Origin of the sequence: Aeromonas sp. 75A, assembly GCF_051919425.1 — a bacterium.
GTDB lineage: Bacteria > Pseudomonadota > Gammaproteobacteria > Enterobacterales > Aeromonadaceae > Aeromonas > Aeromonas veronii.
Genome location: NZ_JBQBES010000003.1, coordinates 18,811 through 33,389, shown reverse-complemented (window position 1 = coordinate 33,389; position 14,579 = coordinate 18,811). Strand labels below are relative to the sequence as shown.

At 62.3% G+C, this 14,579-nt stretch carries 14 protein-coding genes; 3 read left to right on the top strand and 11 right to left on the bottom strand.

Annotated features, from left to right (window positions below; translation table 11 throughout):
- Positions 1-17: 17 nt before the first annotated feature.
- The gene (locus ACTG2T_RS21880) at positions 18-1,037 is read right to left on the bottom strand and encodes a putative 2-aminoethylphosphonate ABC transporter substrate-binding protein (protein WP_110303835.1); all 1,020 of its coding nucleotides are present in this window, start codon (positions 1,035-1,037) and stop codon (positions 18-20) included.
- Positions 1,038-1,157: 120 nt separating this feature from the next.
- Positions 1,158-1,865 carry a phosphonate utilization transcriptional regulator PhnR gene (gene phnR, locus ACTG2T_RS21875; protein WP_047438836.1) on the bottom strand — a complete coding sequence of 236 codons (708 nt, stop codon included), beginning with the start codon at positions 1,863-1,865 and terminating at the stop codon, positions 1,158-1,160.
- Between the two features lie 266 nt (positions 1,866-2,131).
- On the opposite strand from phnR, the gene phnW reads away from it, so the two are divergent.
- The 3 genes from phnW to phnX are packed head-to-tail and all read left to right on the top strand — an operon-like array spanning position 2,132 to position 5,542.
- Positions 2,132-3,274: a 2-aminoethylphosphonate--pyruvate transaminase gene (gene phnW, locus ACTG2T_RS21870; protein ID WP_201956292.1), complete on the top strand. Its 1,143-nt coding sequence runs from the start codon at positions 2,132-2,134 to the stop codon at positions 3,272-3,274.
- Positions 3,271-4,710, top strand: coding sequence for an aspartate aminotransferase family protein (locus ACTG2T_RS21865; protein ID WP_236268192.1), 1,440 nt, complete (start codon positions 3,271-3,273; stop codon positions 4,708-4,710). The genes phnW and ACTG2T_RS21865 overlap by 4 nt, the downstream gene beginning before the upstream one ends.
- Complete coding sequence (gene phnX, locus ACTG2T_RS21860; protein ID WP_330124390.1) at positions 4,703-5,542, top strand: phosphonoacetaldehyde hydrolase; 840 nt, start codon at positions 4,703-4,705, stop codon at positions 5,540-5,542. Before ACTG2T_RS21865 ends, phnX begins: the two co-directional genes overlap by 8 nt.
- 98 nt (positions 5,543-5,640) lie before the next feature.
- Here the strand turns inward: phnX and ACTG2T_RS21855 are convergent, their stop codons facing one another.
- The 9 genes from ACTG2T_RS21855 to nrfA all read right to left on the bottom strand — a co-directional run bounded on the left by ACTG2T_RS21855 (position 5,641) and on the right by nrfA (position 14,536).
- Positions 5,641-6,093, bottom strand: coding sequence for an NUDIX hydrolase (locus ACTG2T_RS21855; protein WP_330124389.1), 453 nt, complete (start codon positions 6,091-6,093; stop codon positions 5,641-5,643).
- A gap of 54 nt (positions 6,094-6,147) precedes the next feature.
- The gene (locus ACTG2T_RS21850) at positions 6,148-6,777 is read right to left on the bottom strand and encodes a DUF2268 domain-containing putative Zn-dependent protease (protein ID WP_139746700.1); all 630 of its coding nucleotides are present in this window, start codon (positions 6,775-6,777) and stop codon (positions 6,148-6,150) included.
- 91 nt (positions 6,778-6,868) lie between these two features.
- A complete protein-coding gene (gene nrfF / locus ACTG2T_RS21845; protein ID WP_330124388.1) occupies positions 6,869-8,074 on the bottom strand; it encodes a heme lyase NrfEFG subunit NrfF in 1,206 nt (401 codons plus the stop codon).
- Positions 8,071-8,685: a DsbE family thiol:disulfide interchange protein gene (locus tag ACTG2T_RS21840; RefSeq protein ID WP_330124387.1), complete on the bottom strand. Its 615-nt coding sequence runs from the start codon at positions 8,683-8,685 to the stop codon at positions 8,071-8,073. Before ACTG2T_RS21840 ends, nrfF begins: the two co-directional genes overlap by 4 nt.
- Entirely contained in the window at positions 8,682-10,649 is a 1,968-nt protein-coding gene (nrfE, locus tag ACTG2T_RS21835; RefSeq protein WP_330124386.1) for a heme lyase NrfEFG subunit NrfE, read from the bottom strand. The genes ACTG2T_RS21840 and nrfE overlap by 4 nt, the downstream gene beginning before the upstream one ends.
- A gap of 174 nt (positions 10,650-10,823) precedes the next feature.
- On the bottom strand, positions 10,824-11,780 hold the full coding sequence (gene nrfD / locus ACTG2T_RS21830; protein ID WP_330124385.1) for a cytochrome c nitrite reductase subunit NrfD: 957 nt from the start codon (positions 11,778-11,780) through the stop codon (positions 10,824-10,826).
- A complete protein-coding gene (nrfC, locus tag ACTG2T_RS21825; protein ID WP_330124384.1) occupies positions 11,777-12,457 on the bottom strand; it encodes a cytochrome c nitrite reductase Fe-S protein in 681 nt (226 codons plus the stop codon). Before nrfC ends, nrfD begins: the two co-directional genes overlap by 4 nt.
- Positions 12,454-13,053: a cytochrome c nitrite reductase pentaheme subunit gene (nrfB, locus tag ACTG2T_RS21820; RefSeq protein ID WP_330124383.1), complete on the bottom strand. Its 600-nt coding sequence runs from the start codon at positions 13,051-13,053 to the stop codon at positions 12,454-12,456. Before nrfB ends, nrfC begins: the two co-directional genes overlap by 4 nt.
- A 46-nt stretch (positions 13,054-13,099) precedes the next feature.
- Positions 13,100-14,536, bottom strand: coding sequence for an ammonia-forming nitrite reductase cytochrome c552 subunit (gene nrfA, locus ACTG2T_RS21815; protein ID WP_330124382.1), 1,437 nt, complete (start codon positions 14,534-14,536; stop codon positions 13,100-13,102).
- Between the last annotated feature and the right edge of the window lie 43 nt (positions 14,537-14,579).

Genomic DNA, 14,579 nt, shown 5'->3' with positions numbered 1-14,579 from the left:
ACCGCCGCCCTTCACGCTTACTGTTTGGCTTCGGTCTTGCCGTCGAAGCTGGCGCTCCACTGGGCCAGGATGGTGTTGCGCTCGCGGGCAGCCCAGCCAAAGTCGTTGTCGATCATCTGGCCTTTGATATTGGCGGGATAGCCGGCTCTGGGTTTGGCCACATCCGGAATGGCGACCACTGCGAACGACTTGTTGTAGAGGGTATTGGCCTGTTCGGTGGCGGCAAAGTCGAGCAGCTGTTTGGCGGCTTCCAGCTTGGGAGTGCCCTTGATGATGGCGGCGGCTTCCATATCCCAGCCCGACCCCTCTTTCGGGAACACCACCTCGATGGGGGCACCCTTGGCCTTGAGGCTGGTAGCCGGGAAGTCGAAGGAGATACCGATCACCGTTTCACCGCTGGCGGCCAGCTTGCAGGGGGCGGAGCCCGAGTGGGTGTAACGGTCGATGTTCTGGTGCAGGCCGTTCATGAATTGCCAGCCCTGCTGCTCGCCCATGGTCTGCAGCCAGCCAGCAACGCTCAGGTAACCGGTGCCGGAGGAGCTGGGGTTGGGCATGATCACCTTGCCCTTGTAGATGGGCTTGGTGAGGTCGGCCCAGCTGGTGGGGGCCGGGATCCCCTGTTTTTCCGCCTCTACCTTGTTGAAGCAGATAGCGCTGAAGAAGGCGTCCAGACCGATCCAGTGAGGCTCGGCCTTGCTGTCGCGAAAGCGGCTGTCGAGCTTGTCCAGTCCTTTCGGTGCATAGGCATTGAGCATCTGCTGCTGATCGAGCTGCATCAGGCTGGTGGCGGCCAGACCCCATACCACATCCGCTTTGGGCTGGGCTTTTTCTGCCAGCAAGCGGGCGGTGACCACGCCGGTGGAGTCACGCACCCACTTGATGTTGATGTCCGGATGCTGGCGCTCGAACGCGGTTCTCAGCTCGTTGAGCTGCTCCGGTTCGAAGGCGGTGTAGACGGTGAGATCGGTCGCGGCCAGTGCCGGGGCGGTCATGGCAGCCAGCACGGCGGCGGCCAGCAGATGGGTTCCCTGTTTCATCCTCTTCTCCAGTTAAATTGGTTTGGTATAAACCAGATTGGTCGAGAGAGAGGCTAGGGGATCTTTATGACGTGACCGTGACAGCCCCGTGACGTTTTGCCGTTCCTGATTTATCCGTGACTAATCCTGGGTATCCACTTCGATCTCCAGGCTGTCGTGGCGCCAGTACTCCAGATCGAAGTCGAGCACCCGGCCGTGCTGATCGAAGTTGAGCCGCTCGAGGCGCAGGGCGGGCAGGCCGGCGGTGGCTCCCAGCGCCTTGGCCACCTCGTCCGGCAGGGCGGTGGGGAAGAAACGCACCTGCATGCGGGCGTAGTGAAGATCGTAATGGGCCTGATAGATCTCGGTCAGGCTGCCGTTGAGATCCAGCTCCAGCAGGCCCGGGACCCGCTCTGGCAGGCAGTGGTTCTCGCAGTAGCAGATGGCGCGCCCGTTGGCATAGCGCAGTCGCTTGAGCAAAAAGAGGCTGTCGAACGGCTTGAGCTGCAGTTGCGCCATCAACGCGGGCGGCACCGCCTGGCGGCTTTTCTCCAGCAGCTCGGTGTGCGGTTCACCCCCTTGCTCCCGCACTATCTGGTGAAAGTTGGAGGTGCGTCTGGGGTTCAAGCGAAAGCGCGGCGGGGTGACGAACCAGCCGCGGCGATCCTCCCGATAGATAAGGCCGTTCGCCTCCAGCTGCACCAGCGCCTCGCGGATGGTGACCCTTGTGGTGCCATAGAGTTCACCCAGCAGCCGCTCGGAGGGGAGCTTGTCGTTGGGGGCCAGACCCCCCGCCAGGATCTGGTTAGCGAGGGCATCCTTGATCTGCAGATATTGGGGTTTGCTCATGAAAATCCCTGGTTTTGCAATAAGTTGTGCAATGAGTTGGGCAATAGGCTGGGCACAGGGCAGGTCATCTGCTCGGTCGTTACACGGCAACATCAACATGCGTTGGTAGATACCAGAATCGCCCCTGTTGTTCAGGCTTCCTAGATTATCGCGATCCCGGCGCTGAAAATGAATTTTTTGTTGCACGTAGCGCCACCCCTTTGACCTTGGCGGGGCAGTTACCCACAATGCGCTCATTCTGGTATATACCAAAAAGGAGCGAAGTCATGACCCATATTCCTGCGGCCCCTGCCGCCGTCGATTACCTGCTGCTGACCCCGGGCCCCCTCTCGACCACCGCCACTGTGCGTGCCGCCATGCTGCAAGACAGCTGTACCTGGGATGCGGACTATAACCAGGGGGTGGTGGAGCCCATCCGCCGCGAGCTGGTGCGCCTCGCCACTGGCCCGGAATATCAAAGTGACTACAGCGTCGTCTTGCTGCAGGGGAGTGGCAGCTATGTGGTGGAGAGCGTGCTGGGCTCGGCGATAGGCGTCGATGAGTGTCTGCTGATCATCAACAACGGCGCTTACGGTGCCCGCATGGGGGAGATGGCACGCTGCCTTGGCCTGCGCCACCTCGAGTTGGACTGTGGCGAGACCACCCGCCCCGAACCCGCCACCATCGAGGCGATGCTGAGGCGCCACCCCGAGATCACCCACTTGGCCATGGTGCACTGCGAGACCACCACCGGCATGCTCAACCCGCTCGACGAGGTGGCCGAGCTCTGCCAGCGCCGCGGTATTCGCCTGATCGTCGATGCCATGAGCAGCTTTGGCGGTATCCCCATCGATATGGGACGCCTTGGCATCGAGTTTCTTATCAGCTCGGCCAACAAGTGCATTCAGGGGGTGCCGGGTTTTGGCTTTGTCATCGCCCGCCGCGCCGCACTGACGGCCTGCGCCGGTCGTGCTCGCTCGGTCTCCCTCGACCTGCACGCCCAGTGGCAGACCATGGAGTTGCAGGGGGGCAAGTGGCGCTTTACCTCGCCCACCCATACCGTGCTTGCCTTTGCCCAGGCCCTGCGCGAGCTGGAAGAGGAGGGGGGCATTGCCGCCCGCCATCAGCGCTACAGCGAGAATCAGCGCACCTTGGTGGATGGCATGGCTGCCCTCGGCTTTGCGCCGCTGCTGCCCGAGCAGTGGCAGTCTCCCATCATCACCGCCTTCTACTCTCCGACCCACCCTGACTACCGCTTCGCTGACTTCTACCAGCGGCTCAAGGCGCAGGGCTTTGTCATCTACCCGGGCAAGGTCTCCCAAGCCGATTGCTTCCGTATCGGCAATATCGGCGATGTGACCCCAGGGCGGGTACGCGATCTGCTCGCCGCCATGGCCAGCGCCTGCTACTGGCAAGGGGACGCGCGATGACCAGCATGCTGGCTCAGGGTCGTGATCTGCGTGGCCGCGATTTGCATGACCATAAGCTGCACGGTAGCGGCCGCGCCGATAGCGAAGGGGATATCAACCTCGGCGAGGGGCGGGCGCGCTGGTGGGCTGACCAGAGCGAAGATGTACAGGCCGGATTGGCGGAGGATAGCCGCTATTTCCTCCATCAGGCGCTCTCCACCCCCTGTCTGGATCTGCTTGAGTGCGCGCAGGGGAGCTGGTTGACCAGTGTATCGGGCAAGCGTTACCTCGATTTTCACGGCAACAGCGTTCATCAGCTGGGTCACGGTCACCCCAGGGTGGTGGCCGCGGTGCAGCAGCAACTCGCCGATCTGCCGTTCGCGCCCCGCCGCTATACCCATCAGGTTGCCATTGACTGTGCCCGCACCCTGGCTGAACTGGCCCCGGGCGATCTCAACCGAGTGCTGTTTGCCCCCGGCGGCAGCGAGGTGGTGGGGATTGCCCTGAAGCTCGCCCGTTTCATCACCGGCAACAGCAAGGTGGTGTCCCTCTGGGATGCCTTTCATGGCGCCTCCCTCGATGCCATCTCGGTCGGCGGCGAGGCCTGTTTTCGCGCCGGCATGGGCCCCTTGATAGCCGGCGTGGAGCGCATCCCGCCGCCCACCCGATATCGCGGCGTCTGGTATCGCGGGGAGGGGGATGATGTGCACTACGCCGATTATCTGGAGTACGTCATCGAGAAGGAGGGAGGAATAGGCGCCTTTATCGCCGAACCTATCCGCAACACCGATGTGCAGGTGCCCTCGAAGGCCTACTGGCAGCGGGTGCGGGAGATCTGCGATCGCCACAAGGTGTTGTTGATCGTCGACGAGATCCCCAATGCCCTGGGGCGCACCGGCCACTGGTTCAGCTTTGAAGAGTTCGGCATCGAGCCCGACATCATCTGTCTGGGCAAGGGGCTGGGGGGCGGGGTGGTGCCGTTTGCAGCGCTCATCACCCGCGACCGGTTCAATCAGGCCGCAGCTATTTCACTCGGTCACTACACCCACGAGAAGAGCCCTATCGGCTGCGCGGCGGCGCTCGCGACCATCGCGACCATCCGCGAAGAGGGGTTGCTGGCAAAAGCGCAGGAGGATGGCCGTTTTATGGCGGCCGAGCTCGGCAAGTTGGCCGAACGTCACCCGCTGATCGGGCAGGTGCGCGGTATCGGTATGCTTTGGGCGCTCGATCTGGTGGTCGATCATCAGAGTCGCGCCCGCAATAGCCAAGCCGCCGAGCGGCTGCTCTACCGCTGTCTGGAGCTGGGGCTCAGCTTCAAGGTCTCCCAAGGGAACGTTATCCAGCTCTCGCCACCGCTCAATATCACCCGCGCCGATCTGGTGCGCGCCATCACCATTCTCGATCGCGCATTGGGCGAGATCGCACTTTCACCGAAACAGGAACACCACCATGACTGACTTGCAGATTGCCATTCACCCGACCACCGACGTGGAGGCGCTGATCCTCGACTGGGCCGGTACCGTCGTCGATTTCGGCTCCTTCGCCCCCACCTCCATCTTTGTCGAGGCCTTCGCCCGCGCCTATGACTTTGCTGTGACCCTGGACGAAGCACGCCAGCCCATGGGCCTTGGCAAGTGGGATCATATCGCCGCGCTGGGCCGTCTGCCCTCGGTGGATGCGCGCTGGCAGGCTCGCTTTGGCCACCCCATGAGCCACGCCGAGGTGGACCACCTTTATCACACCTTTATGCCGCTGCAGATTGCCGCCGTGACCCGCTTTGCCGCTCCCATCCCCGGCGTGTTGCCGGTGCTGGATGCTCTGCGGGTGCAGGGGATGAAAATCGGCTCCTGCTCCGGTTACCCCCGTCCGGTGATGGAGGCGCTGGTGCCAGCCGCGGCCGATCACGGCTATCGCCCGGATCACTGGGTCGCCACCGATGACCTCAAGGCTGGTGGTCGCCCCGGTCCCTGGATGGCGCTGGCCAACGTAATTGAGCTGGGAGTGAGCGCGGTGCATCGCTGCATCAAGGTGGATGACGCCGTACCGGGTATCAGCGAAGGGCTTAGCGCGGGCATGTGGACGGTGGGATTGTCGGTTTCCGGCAACGAATTTGGTGCCACTTGGGAAGAGTTTGCCGCCATGAGCGAGGCGGAGATCGCCGCCCGGCGCGCACCGGCCGAGGCCAAACTGCGGGCGGCGGGGGCTCACTATGTCATCGACACTCTGGCGGATATAGCCCCGGTTATCGCCGATATCAACCGCCGTCTGGCCGCTGGCGAGCGGCCGTAGGCCATCTGCTTGGGCTAACAAAAGCGCTTGGCTGGCTTTAGATGCAACACGCCCCCATCCGGGGGCGTGTTGCATTTACAGGGGGAAGTTGTGCGCAGTCAGCAGATATCAACCCGCATCAGGGGAGAGGGGGCGTTGTCGACAAAGTGGTGCCAGATATGGTCGTAGAGCGCCTTCTGGCCGGGGAAACTCACCAGCGCCTTGGCCTCGGCCAGGGAACACCAGCGATATTCGGTGTGCTCGTCGTTGAGGGTCACCGCCTGATTGGGCGGGCAATAGACCACAAAGACCGGCACCACCTCCACCGTATTCAAGCTCGCCTCGTAAAACTGCTCCAGATACTGGCCGTTGTAGAGCTCGGTGACCTTGATCCCCGTCTCTTCGCCAAACTCCCGAATAATGGTCTGCCAGCCGGTTTCACCCGCCTCCACCGTGCCCGCCACATGGCACCAGAAGCCTCCCTTGACCCGTTTCATCACCAGCAATCTGGTTTCGCCATCGACAGTGGTAAGGGCAACGCCGGATACGGCCTTGCAGCGAATGGGGATCATGATCTTCTCTCCGGATTTGGGCTCTGTGATAGCCACGAACAGTATGAAGGCGTGTTAATTGAAATACGCTTCGGCGGGTAGACCCATGACCTCTATTTCATTCAGTCCATTTTTGGCCAGATAGTTGGTCACCAGATTGAACCCCACCCAGTAACCGGCATATTTGGGAAATGGCCGGTTATCACGGCAGTAAAAAAAGTCTAAATAGTTGAACTGCTTGCTGGATAGATGGGGCGTCATCTCTGCCAGGAGCGATTGCCAGTCATGGTGATGAGACTCCTTGAACAGCGAGGGGAGGGTGCCACCATTGAACCTCTGCTCAAAGTAGCAGGCCAGTCCTTCAAAAATCAGGTTTTCGGCCAGTGTTTCTGCTTCCACCTTGTTCTTCTTTTGCACGATATGGTGGACTTCGTGGGCCAGCACGGCAGGCAATTCTGTGATGATCACCTCTTTGATATCAGGCCGTTCCAGATCAAGCTGGAGTTCTATTCGATACATGTTGATGGCCCAGCCACCGATACCCGAATCGGGAGCATCCCCCTCGGCAAAAGGGCTGAAGGTGACATCCAGTTGGGAGAGATCGAACAAGGCATTCAATTTGTGCGCCGTCTCGGCAAAAACGTGCCTAATGGTGTCATCGAGCCCATCGAATTTACCCGAGTCGTTTAACAGGGTGAGTTGCATCCAGACATCCTTGTCTATTGAAAGAGAGTGCTGAGCCACTTGCGTGGTCGCGGCGCCATATCACCACGATTACCCTCCTTTAATCAAGGGGTTACCCGCCCATTATGCTTGCCGTCTGGATCGCCTCAATCAGCGCGGCCCGATTGATGCGAGGGCGCTCGCCATCGAGCAGTTGCTGCCACAGGGCAATGGCCTGGCTGTAGCGGCCATGCAGGAAGTGATCGGAGGCGAGCAGCATCAGGGCGCTCACTTCCCCCGCGTCCTGCTTGAGGGCGCTCTCCAGCAGGCGGGTTGCCTCGGGAGTCAGCTGCTGGCCCGCCTGATAGTAGAGCACAGTGGCTTGGGCGGCTTGAGTCGCCGCGCTGGCGCCCCCCTCCAGCAGAGCGAGACGTTGGTAGGCGAGCAGGGCGTTGTCATATTCACCCCGATAGAGATAGAGCTGGCCGAGCGCCGCCCAGCTGTCGAGGTCGGCGGGGCTGCGCTGAAGCTTCTGATGCAGACTCCCCAGCTCCTTGTCCTGCAGAGCCCGCGGGCTCAACCCCGCCAGCGGATCGGGACGGGATGCATAATCCTGCCATGCCTGATAGCGGCCGCTGCTGAAATACACAGCGGCAACGGCCGCGATGGCCAGGAGGCCAAGCAGCAACAAGGCCCGCCCGTGCTGGTTATTGCGGCCGCGATTGTCACGCTGGCTGGCCAGTTGCGCTCGCAGGGCCAGCTCAGCCGCCGGGATGGCGTTGGCCAGGCGGGCGGCGCTCAGCTCCCCGTATAGCGGTTGGTCGGGGGAGAGGCCTGCCTGCTCCCCGTGCATGATCAGCAAATTCAATTCGCTGCGCGGATCGGCGGCGGGCTGAGGGGGGGCCTCAACGATGGCCTTAACGGCAGGGATGGGTTGCACCTTTGTGCGCGTCAGGCGGCGAGACAGGATCAACAGCGCCAGCCCCAACAGCAGCAGGGGACCGCCCCACAGTAGCGCCGTGCTGGCCTTGAAGGGGGGATCGTAGCGGACGAAATCGCCGAAGCGCTCCGTCATGCGGGCGATAACCTGCTCGTCGCTCTGTCCCTCGTCCACCCAGCGGTAGACCTCTAGCCGCAGATCCCGCGCGATGGGGGAGTTGGACTCCACCAGATTCTGGTTCTGGCACTGAGGGCAGCGCAGGGCGCGGGCCACTTCCTGAGCGCGGGTCTGCTGCTCGGGGTGGCGAAACTGATAGGTATCGACCCCGCTGGCAAATGCCGTTGCACTCAGCAGCATGCCGAGGGCCAGCAGGGTGCAGGCAAGAGAACGGCGCATCATGGCTGTGTCTCCAGAGCTGATATTGCAATAGACGGCGCAATAGATGGCGTAATTGCGGGTGCCGTTGTGGCGGCCTTCATTTGCGCGTCAGTTCGCGCCTTGTCGAACAGGGGGGCAAACTGGCGTTGCCAGATCCCTTTGGTAAGCTCGCCGGTATGGCGGGCTAGCAGGGTGCCATCGGCATCAAACAGATAGGTCTCCGGCGTGCCGTAGACGCCGAGCTCAAGGGCCAGTTTGCCGTCAGGGTCGGCCAGCACGGCACGATAGGGGTTGCCCGCCTGGATAAGCCAGGCGCGGGCCGCATCCCCCTTGTCCCTGTAGTTGAGACCATAGAGGGGCACTGTGCCCGCGAGCTCGCTGAGCAACGGATGCTCGGCGCGGCAGTTGACGCACCAGCTGGCCCAGACGTTAAGCACAAAGGGCTCCCCCTTGAGGCTGGCGGTCTGGAGCGGACTCCCGTCCAGCAGATTGTCGCTCTGCCACGCAGGCAGGGTACGTCCGAGCGTCGCGTCATCCTGGCTGTAGGGATTGTTGCCAAGGCCGAGCCAGAGCAGGATGCCGAGGCTCAGGGTCAGCAGCAGTGGAACAAAGAGGCGCAGGCGGGATCTCATAACGCCTCCTGTTCGAGCCGGGGATGGGTGGTGCCAACCGCAACGGAACGGGAGGCTAGCAAAGGGCGACGGGCGAGCAGACGCAGGGCGCCGCCTGCCATCATCAACAGGCCGCCGAGCCAGATCCAGCGCACCAGCGGCTTGTAGTGCAGCCGCATGGCATAGGCATCTGGCCCCATCTTCTCACCCAGCACCACGTAGAGATCGCCGAACATTCCCCACGCGATGCCGGGTTCGTTCATGTTCATGGTGCGCACGCTGTAGTGGCGCCGCTCAGGCGTCAGCCGCGCCACCTCTTTACCGCTCTTGTGCACGCTAAGCGTGATGCGCTCGGCGGTATAGTTGGGGCCGATCACCGGCTCGCTCCCCTCATAGCGAAATTCGAACGCGCCGAGTTGGTAGGGTTGGTTGGCACTTAGCACTGTGCCTCCTTCCTGACTGTGGTGGCTCACCTGATTGATCCCGAGGGCGCACACCGCCACCCCGAGGTGGGCCAGCAAACTGCCGAACCGATTGAGGGTGAACTCGCGCAGCGACGTCGGTTCCAAGAGCGGGAGCAACAGGCTGACCATCAGCCAGAGGCTCACCATATTGGCGAGGATGCCGCTCCAGCTACCGGAAAACGATCCCTGTTCCAGATAGGCAAGGCTAATGAGCCCGCCGCCAAGCAGGCCAAACAGCGGTGGCAACAGAGCGTTGAGTCGGGAATGTGGCGCAAGCTGCTGCCAGCGCAGGCGCGGCAGCTGGGTCATCAGTGCCATCAGGCAGAGGGCCAGCGGCACGAAGATGGTATTGAAATAGGGGGCGCCCACCGACAGCGAGCCCAGATGGAGCGACTGGAACACCATGGGGTAGAAGGTGCCGAGCAGCACGCTGGCGCAGGCCACGCAGAGCAGCAGGATGGCGGCGCCGAGCAGCCCCTCTTTTGACAGCAAGCCAAAGCGGGCATAGGGGGCGCGAATGTCTGCGCGCAGGGCAAACAGGGTGAGGGCGCAGGTCAATAGCAAGCCGAGCAGTAACAAGAGGGTGAGGCCGCGGCTGGGGTCGACTGCAAAGGCGTGCACCGAGGTGAGCACTCCGGAGCGCACCACGAAGGTGCCGAGCAGGCTCAAGGCGAAGGTGAAGATGGAGAGCAACAGCACTGCGTGACCATAGGCACCGCGCTTCTCGCAGACGACAAGAGCGTGCAGCAATGCAGTGCCGAGCAGCCAGGGCAGCAGGGAGGCGTTTTCTACCGGATCCCAGAACCACCAGCCGCCCCAGCCCAGTTCGTAATAGGCCCACCAAGAGCCCAGCACGATACCGGCGGTGAGAAACACCCAAGAGCCGAGCGCCCAGGGGCGGCTCCAGTGGGCAACGGCGCCATCCAGTCTGCCCGAATGGAGCGCCGCCATGGCGAAGGCGAAGTTGACCGCAAAGCCGACGTAACCGAGGTAGAGCAGGGGCGGGTGGATGATGAGGCCGATATCCTGCAGCATGGGGTTGAGATCGCGCCCCTCCAGCGGCCCCGGGAATTGGCGGTCAAACGGGCTTGAGAAGATCAGGGTATAGAGGCCGAACAGCCCGACGATCAGACCCATGATGGCCAATACCCGGGCTGTGATCAGCGGATCGACCCGCTTGGAACAAAGGGCCACCAGGGCGCCCCACAGCCCCAGCGCAAACACGAAGAACAGCATGGAGCCCTCGTGGCCCCCCCACACGGCCGCCAGTTTGAAGCCAAGGGGCAGGGCGCTGTTGGCGTGCTGGGCAACATAGCTGACGGTGAAATCATCTTGGCCAAAGCAGCTGGCGAGCAGCAGCAGGGCGGCCAATAGCAGGACGGCATTGATCAGCGCCAGCGGCGTGGCGCTGCGCAGCAGGGTCGGGGAGGCGAGCCGTAATCCCAGCCAGGGCAGGGTGCCCTGCAGCAAGGAGAGTGCCGCCGCCAGCAACAGTGAGAGATAGCCGAGCTCCGCCAGCACATAACCTCCGGTTCAATCTTTGATGTCATTCATGTCATGACACACACGCCGCGTTGTCTCCCTTTGGCGGGGAACATTGCCAAGCAGCGTGTCTGGCATCACCAGAAATTCATTGGGCCAGCAACAAACCAGCGCCAGTCACCCGAAGGGCGGCTGGTGCTGGTGATCATATCTTTAAACTACCGTCATCTGGCCGGCATAAAGCACGAAGTAGCGCAGCAGCAGGATCCCCACCAGTGTCAGGCTGCAGACCAGCACCAGATGGCCGTTTCGCTCCCGCAGGGGCGCCGGGGTCAGCAGAGCCAGCAGCTGGGGCAGCAGCATGCCGATGCCCACCACCCCGAGCCAGAACACCTGAGCCCAGAAGCCACTGCCGATGGCCGCCCACATCGCCACCTCTTTCTGGCCGCCACCGAAGTAGAGGCCGGTAAAGAAGCAGACCAGCAGCAACACCTCCACCGCCAGCACAGGTCGCTCGAAGCGATGGACAAAGCTCACCCCCTGGCTGTGATGGTTCTCCTTGAAGATCGTCACCGCCAGCAAGATGGTGGAGGCGATACCTGAGCTGATGCCCGAGACCAGAAACAACACCGGCAGCACCGGGTTGTTCAAGAGCGGATAGGTCTTGAGTGCCGAGAGCAGAAAGCCAGTGTAGGCCCCTAGCAGCACGGCAAGCAGCAGCAAGAGCGGCGCCAGCAGCCGCTCGATGCGGGCGAGCCAGCCAATCAGCCCATCCACAAAAGCGAACTTCTCTTGCAGCAACCTGCCGCGCAATGTCTCGATCTCGGCGCGAAACACCACCGCCAGCCAGGCGAACAGTACCGCCATATAGAGCTGAAACAGCATGACCCCCATCGACATCACGGAGTCGAACTGATAGTGGAACATCAGCTTCCAGAAGGTCCAAGGGCGGGCCAGATGGAAGATAAGGATGAGCAGCCCCAATATCACGCTCGCTGGCGCCAGAATGGCGGTTGCCTTGATGATGCCGCTCTCGCTGCCGGCCCCCTTGCTGCGCAGCAGCACCGAGAGGGTGGTGGCCCCGGCGGAGATGCCGAGCAGAAAGAGATAGATAGCGATGGGCCAGTCCCAGACAAGGGAAGGGAAGTGAAATGCGTCTTGTATGGTCATGACGTTATCTCCCCTTTGGGCACGCGGTACATCTTGGGCGAGGTGCCGAGTGCCTGCTTGTAGCGATAGGTGGTCTCTTTCACCAGCCGTTGGGCAATGGGGCTGTCCGGATCATCCAGATTACCGAACACCAGCGCCTTGGTGGGGCAGGATTCCACGCAGGCCGGCTCCTTGCCCGCCGCCAGGTTGGTCTTGCGGCAAAAGTCGCACTTGTCTGCCACTCGGGTCACAGGGTTGATGAAGCGCACCTGATAGGGGCAGGCGGCGAGGCAATACATGCAGCCGACGCAGAGATCCGCGTCGACGTCGACGATGCCATCCTTCTTGCGGATATGGGAGGCGCCGGTGGGGCAGACATGCACGCAGGGGGCGTTGTCGCAGTGCTGGCAGGACTTGCGAAAGAAGCGGTACTCGGCGTCGGGAAATTCACCGACCGGGCCTGATCGGATGATCTCGAGGCGCGAGACCCCTTGTGGCACCTGATTCACCTCCCGGCAGGCATCCATGCAGGCGGTGCAGCCGATGCAGGCCGTCTCATCGTGGATCATGCCATAGCGTATCCCGTCGATGGTCTGGCTGTGGGCAAGGGGGGTAGCAAGGGAGCGAGTCGGCCCCGTCATCATGATAAGGGCCCCCGCGCCCATGCCCGCCATAAAGTCACGGCGAGAGCAGCTCATGATGCCTCCTTGCCGGTAGCCGGTTTGGACTGCTCCTGCCGGGCCTTGCTGGCCTCATGCTGCTTGCTGTGGCAGTCGACGCAGAGCTTGATGCGGGACTTCTCCGGTAGCCCCACCATGGGCTCCTTGGCCGGATGCAACTGGTGGCAGCTGGTGCAGGTGAGCTTGGTGGCGTGCACGTCGTGGGCCCAGAGCGCCTCGCGCAGTGGTTTGGGCTCGTGGCAGCTCATGCAGACTCCATTCTGCTCGCTGATGGGATAAAGCTTGATGCTCTCTTTATCCTTCAGGCTGTGGCTGAAGCGCATCACATCCTTGACCCCTTCCCGGTGCTGGGGGGAGGGCTGGCCGTGGCAGTTGGTGCAGGTCACCGGCTTGAGGTTGTTGGGATTGGTCGCCTGACCATGCTTGCCGTGCATTCCCTCGCTCTGCTCCTTGTGACAGTCGGTGCAGGCCTTGTCGGGATTGCGTAAAAATTCCACCTCATGTGTAGCTGGTACAGGGGCTGCTGCCGGCTCGGCCGCCTGACCCTGCAGGCTGGTGAGCAGCATGGCTGCCATCAGCATCAGTCGTAAGAAATCCATTGTTAAATCACCCATAGGAAGCCTCCATCCGTGGCGGGCACCGCAGTGCCCGCCCGCTCCATTACTGCGCCAGTCGTCCGGCCGCTTTGGCCTCGGCTTCCCAGGCGGGCACTGTGGTCTTGAGGAACTGGGCCTTGTCCGCGTTCATCTGCTTCATGTCCATGCCAAGAGCGGCCTGGGCCTTCTCCTTGCTGGAGATGTCAGGAATGGCGATCTCGTGGCTGATCCCCTTGGCGGCCAGCAGGCGTGCCAGCTTGGTGCGGGCGTCGGCGGCTTTGTCCAGGGCGGTTCCCAGCATGCGCAGCGCCACTTCCGGGGCGTGCATCTGCACCCCGTGGGAGGCGATGGAGAAGTCCCAGCGCCATTGGGCGTGACGGATGTCCTGCAGAATGTCCTTCATCTCGGCCTCGGTGGCGCCGGCATCCCAGGCGGCCTTGGCTTCAAAGTGGGCGTGCACCAGCTGCTTCTCGACTTTGAGCTTGATCTCGGTGACGGCGTCCTTGCGCTGCTTGACCACCCCTTGCAGCATCTCCTTGCTCTGGGTGTGGCAGTTGCGGCAGGTCTGGTCGAAGCGATCGAAGGGGTTGCCTACCTTGTGGTCGGTGTAGACCTTGCCTTGCTCGTTCTGCACCTTGGGCATGTGGCAGTCGACGCAGGCGACGTTGTTCTGGCCGTGAATGCCGGCGCGCCAGGTCTCGTACTCGGGGTGCTGGGCTTTGAGCATGGGGGTCTTGGAGAGGGCATGGGTCCAGTCGGCAAAGCCTATTTCATCGTAATACTGCTCCATCTGCTCCACTGTGGTGCCCTTGTCCCAGGGGAATTTCACCGCCTTGGTGGGGCCGCTGAAGTAGTACTCCACGTGGCACTGGCCGCACACCTGAGACTGCTGATCGAAGCGCCCCTGCTCCTTGAATGGCTTGCCGATGGCGGTCATGGCCCGGTCGGCATAGGGACGGGAGAGGTGCAGGGCGGGTTTCCCCTCCTTGAACTCTTTCGAGGCGGTGTCGTGGCAGTCGGCGCAGCCGATGGTGTTGACGATTTCCGGTCCGCCTTTTGCCCACATCCCCTTGAAGTAGCCATCCTCACCCTTCTCGTCGATGACGCGGGCCACGTCCGGGCCTTTGCAGCTCCAGCAGGCCATGGGCAGCGGACCGTCTTCGGCAGTCTTGGGGGCGCCGGTGCGCAGGGTTTCCCGCACGTCGGTCAGCGCATAGAAGTGGCCGCGCGGCTTGTTGTAATCCTTGGAGAAGGGGTAGCCGGCCCAGAGCACCACCATCTGGGGATCTTCCGCCAAGGCGTCGGTGCGCTCGCGGCTCTCGCTGGTACCTTTCCAGCTGGTGAACTGATCGGCGTGATCCTTGGCGAACAGCTCGCTGCGCGCCTCTATCTTGCCCTTGGTGGTTGCGTCATCAGCCTGTGCCCAGCCGCTGGCGCCAAGCCAGCTGGTCAGCAGCAGGGCGGCGAGGCCCAGATTGATATGCCTGTGTTGTGAACCCACGTTTATCACTCCCAGATAAATGTTTTGGTCTCGTCTGACCCGT

Bases quoted from the DNA above. Each gene is read 5' to 3' on its own strand.
- ACTG2T_RS21880 (WP_110303835.1), bottom strand. From the start codon at position 1,037: ATGAAACAGGGAACCCATCTGCTGGCCGCCGCCGTGCTGGCTGCCATG.
- phnR (WP_047438836.1), bottom strand. From the start codon at position 1,865: ATGAGCAAACCCCAATATCTGCAGATCAAGGATGCCCTCGCTAACCAG.
- phnW (WP_201956292.1), top strand. From the start codon at position 2,132: ATGACCCATATTCCTGCGGCCCCTGCCGCCGTCGATTACCTGCTGCTG.
- ACTG2T_RS21865 (WP_236268192.1), top strand. From the start codon at position 3,271: ATGACCAGCATGCTGGCTCAGGGTCGTGATCTGCGTGGCCGCGATTTG.
- phnX (WP_330124390.1), top strand. From the start codon at position 4,703: ATGACTGACTTGCAGATTGCCATTCACCCGACCACCGACGTGGAGGCG.
- ACTG2T_RS21855 (WP_330124389.1), bottom strand. From the start codon at position 6,093: ATGATCCCCATTCGCTGCAAGGCCGTATCCGGCGTTGCCCTTACCACT.
- ACTG2T_RS21850 (WP_139746700.1), bottom strand. From the start codon at position 6,777: ATGCAACTCACCCTGTTAAACGACTCGGGTAAATTCGATGGGCTCGAT.
- nrfF (WP_330124388.1), bottom strand. From the start codon at position 8,074: ATGATGCGCCGTTCTCTTGCCTGCACCCTGCTGGCCCTCGGCATGCTG.
- ACTG2T_RS21840 (WP_330124387.1), bottom strand. From the start codon at position 8,685: ATGAGATCCCGCCTGCGCCTCTTTGTTCCACTGCTGCTGACCCTGAGC.
- nrfD (WP_330124385.1), bottom strand. From the start codon at position 11,780: ATGACCATACAAGACGCATTTCACTTCCCTTCCCTTGTCTGGGACTGG.
- nrfC (WP_330124384.1), bottom strand. From the start codon at position 12,457: ATGAGCTGCTCTCGCCGTGACTTTATGGCGGGCATGGGCGCGGGGGCC.
- nrfB (WP_330124383.1), bottom strand. From the start codon at position 13,053: ATGGGTGATTTAACAATGGATTTCTTACGACTGATGCTGATGGCAGCC.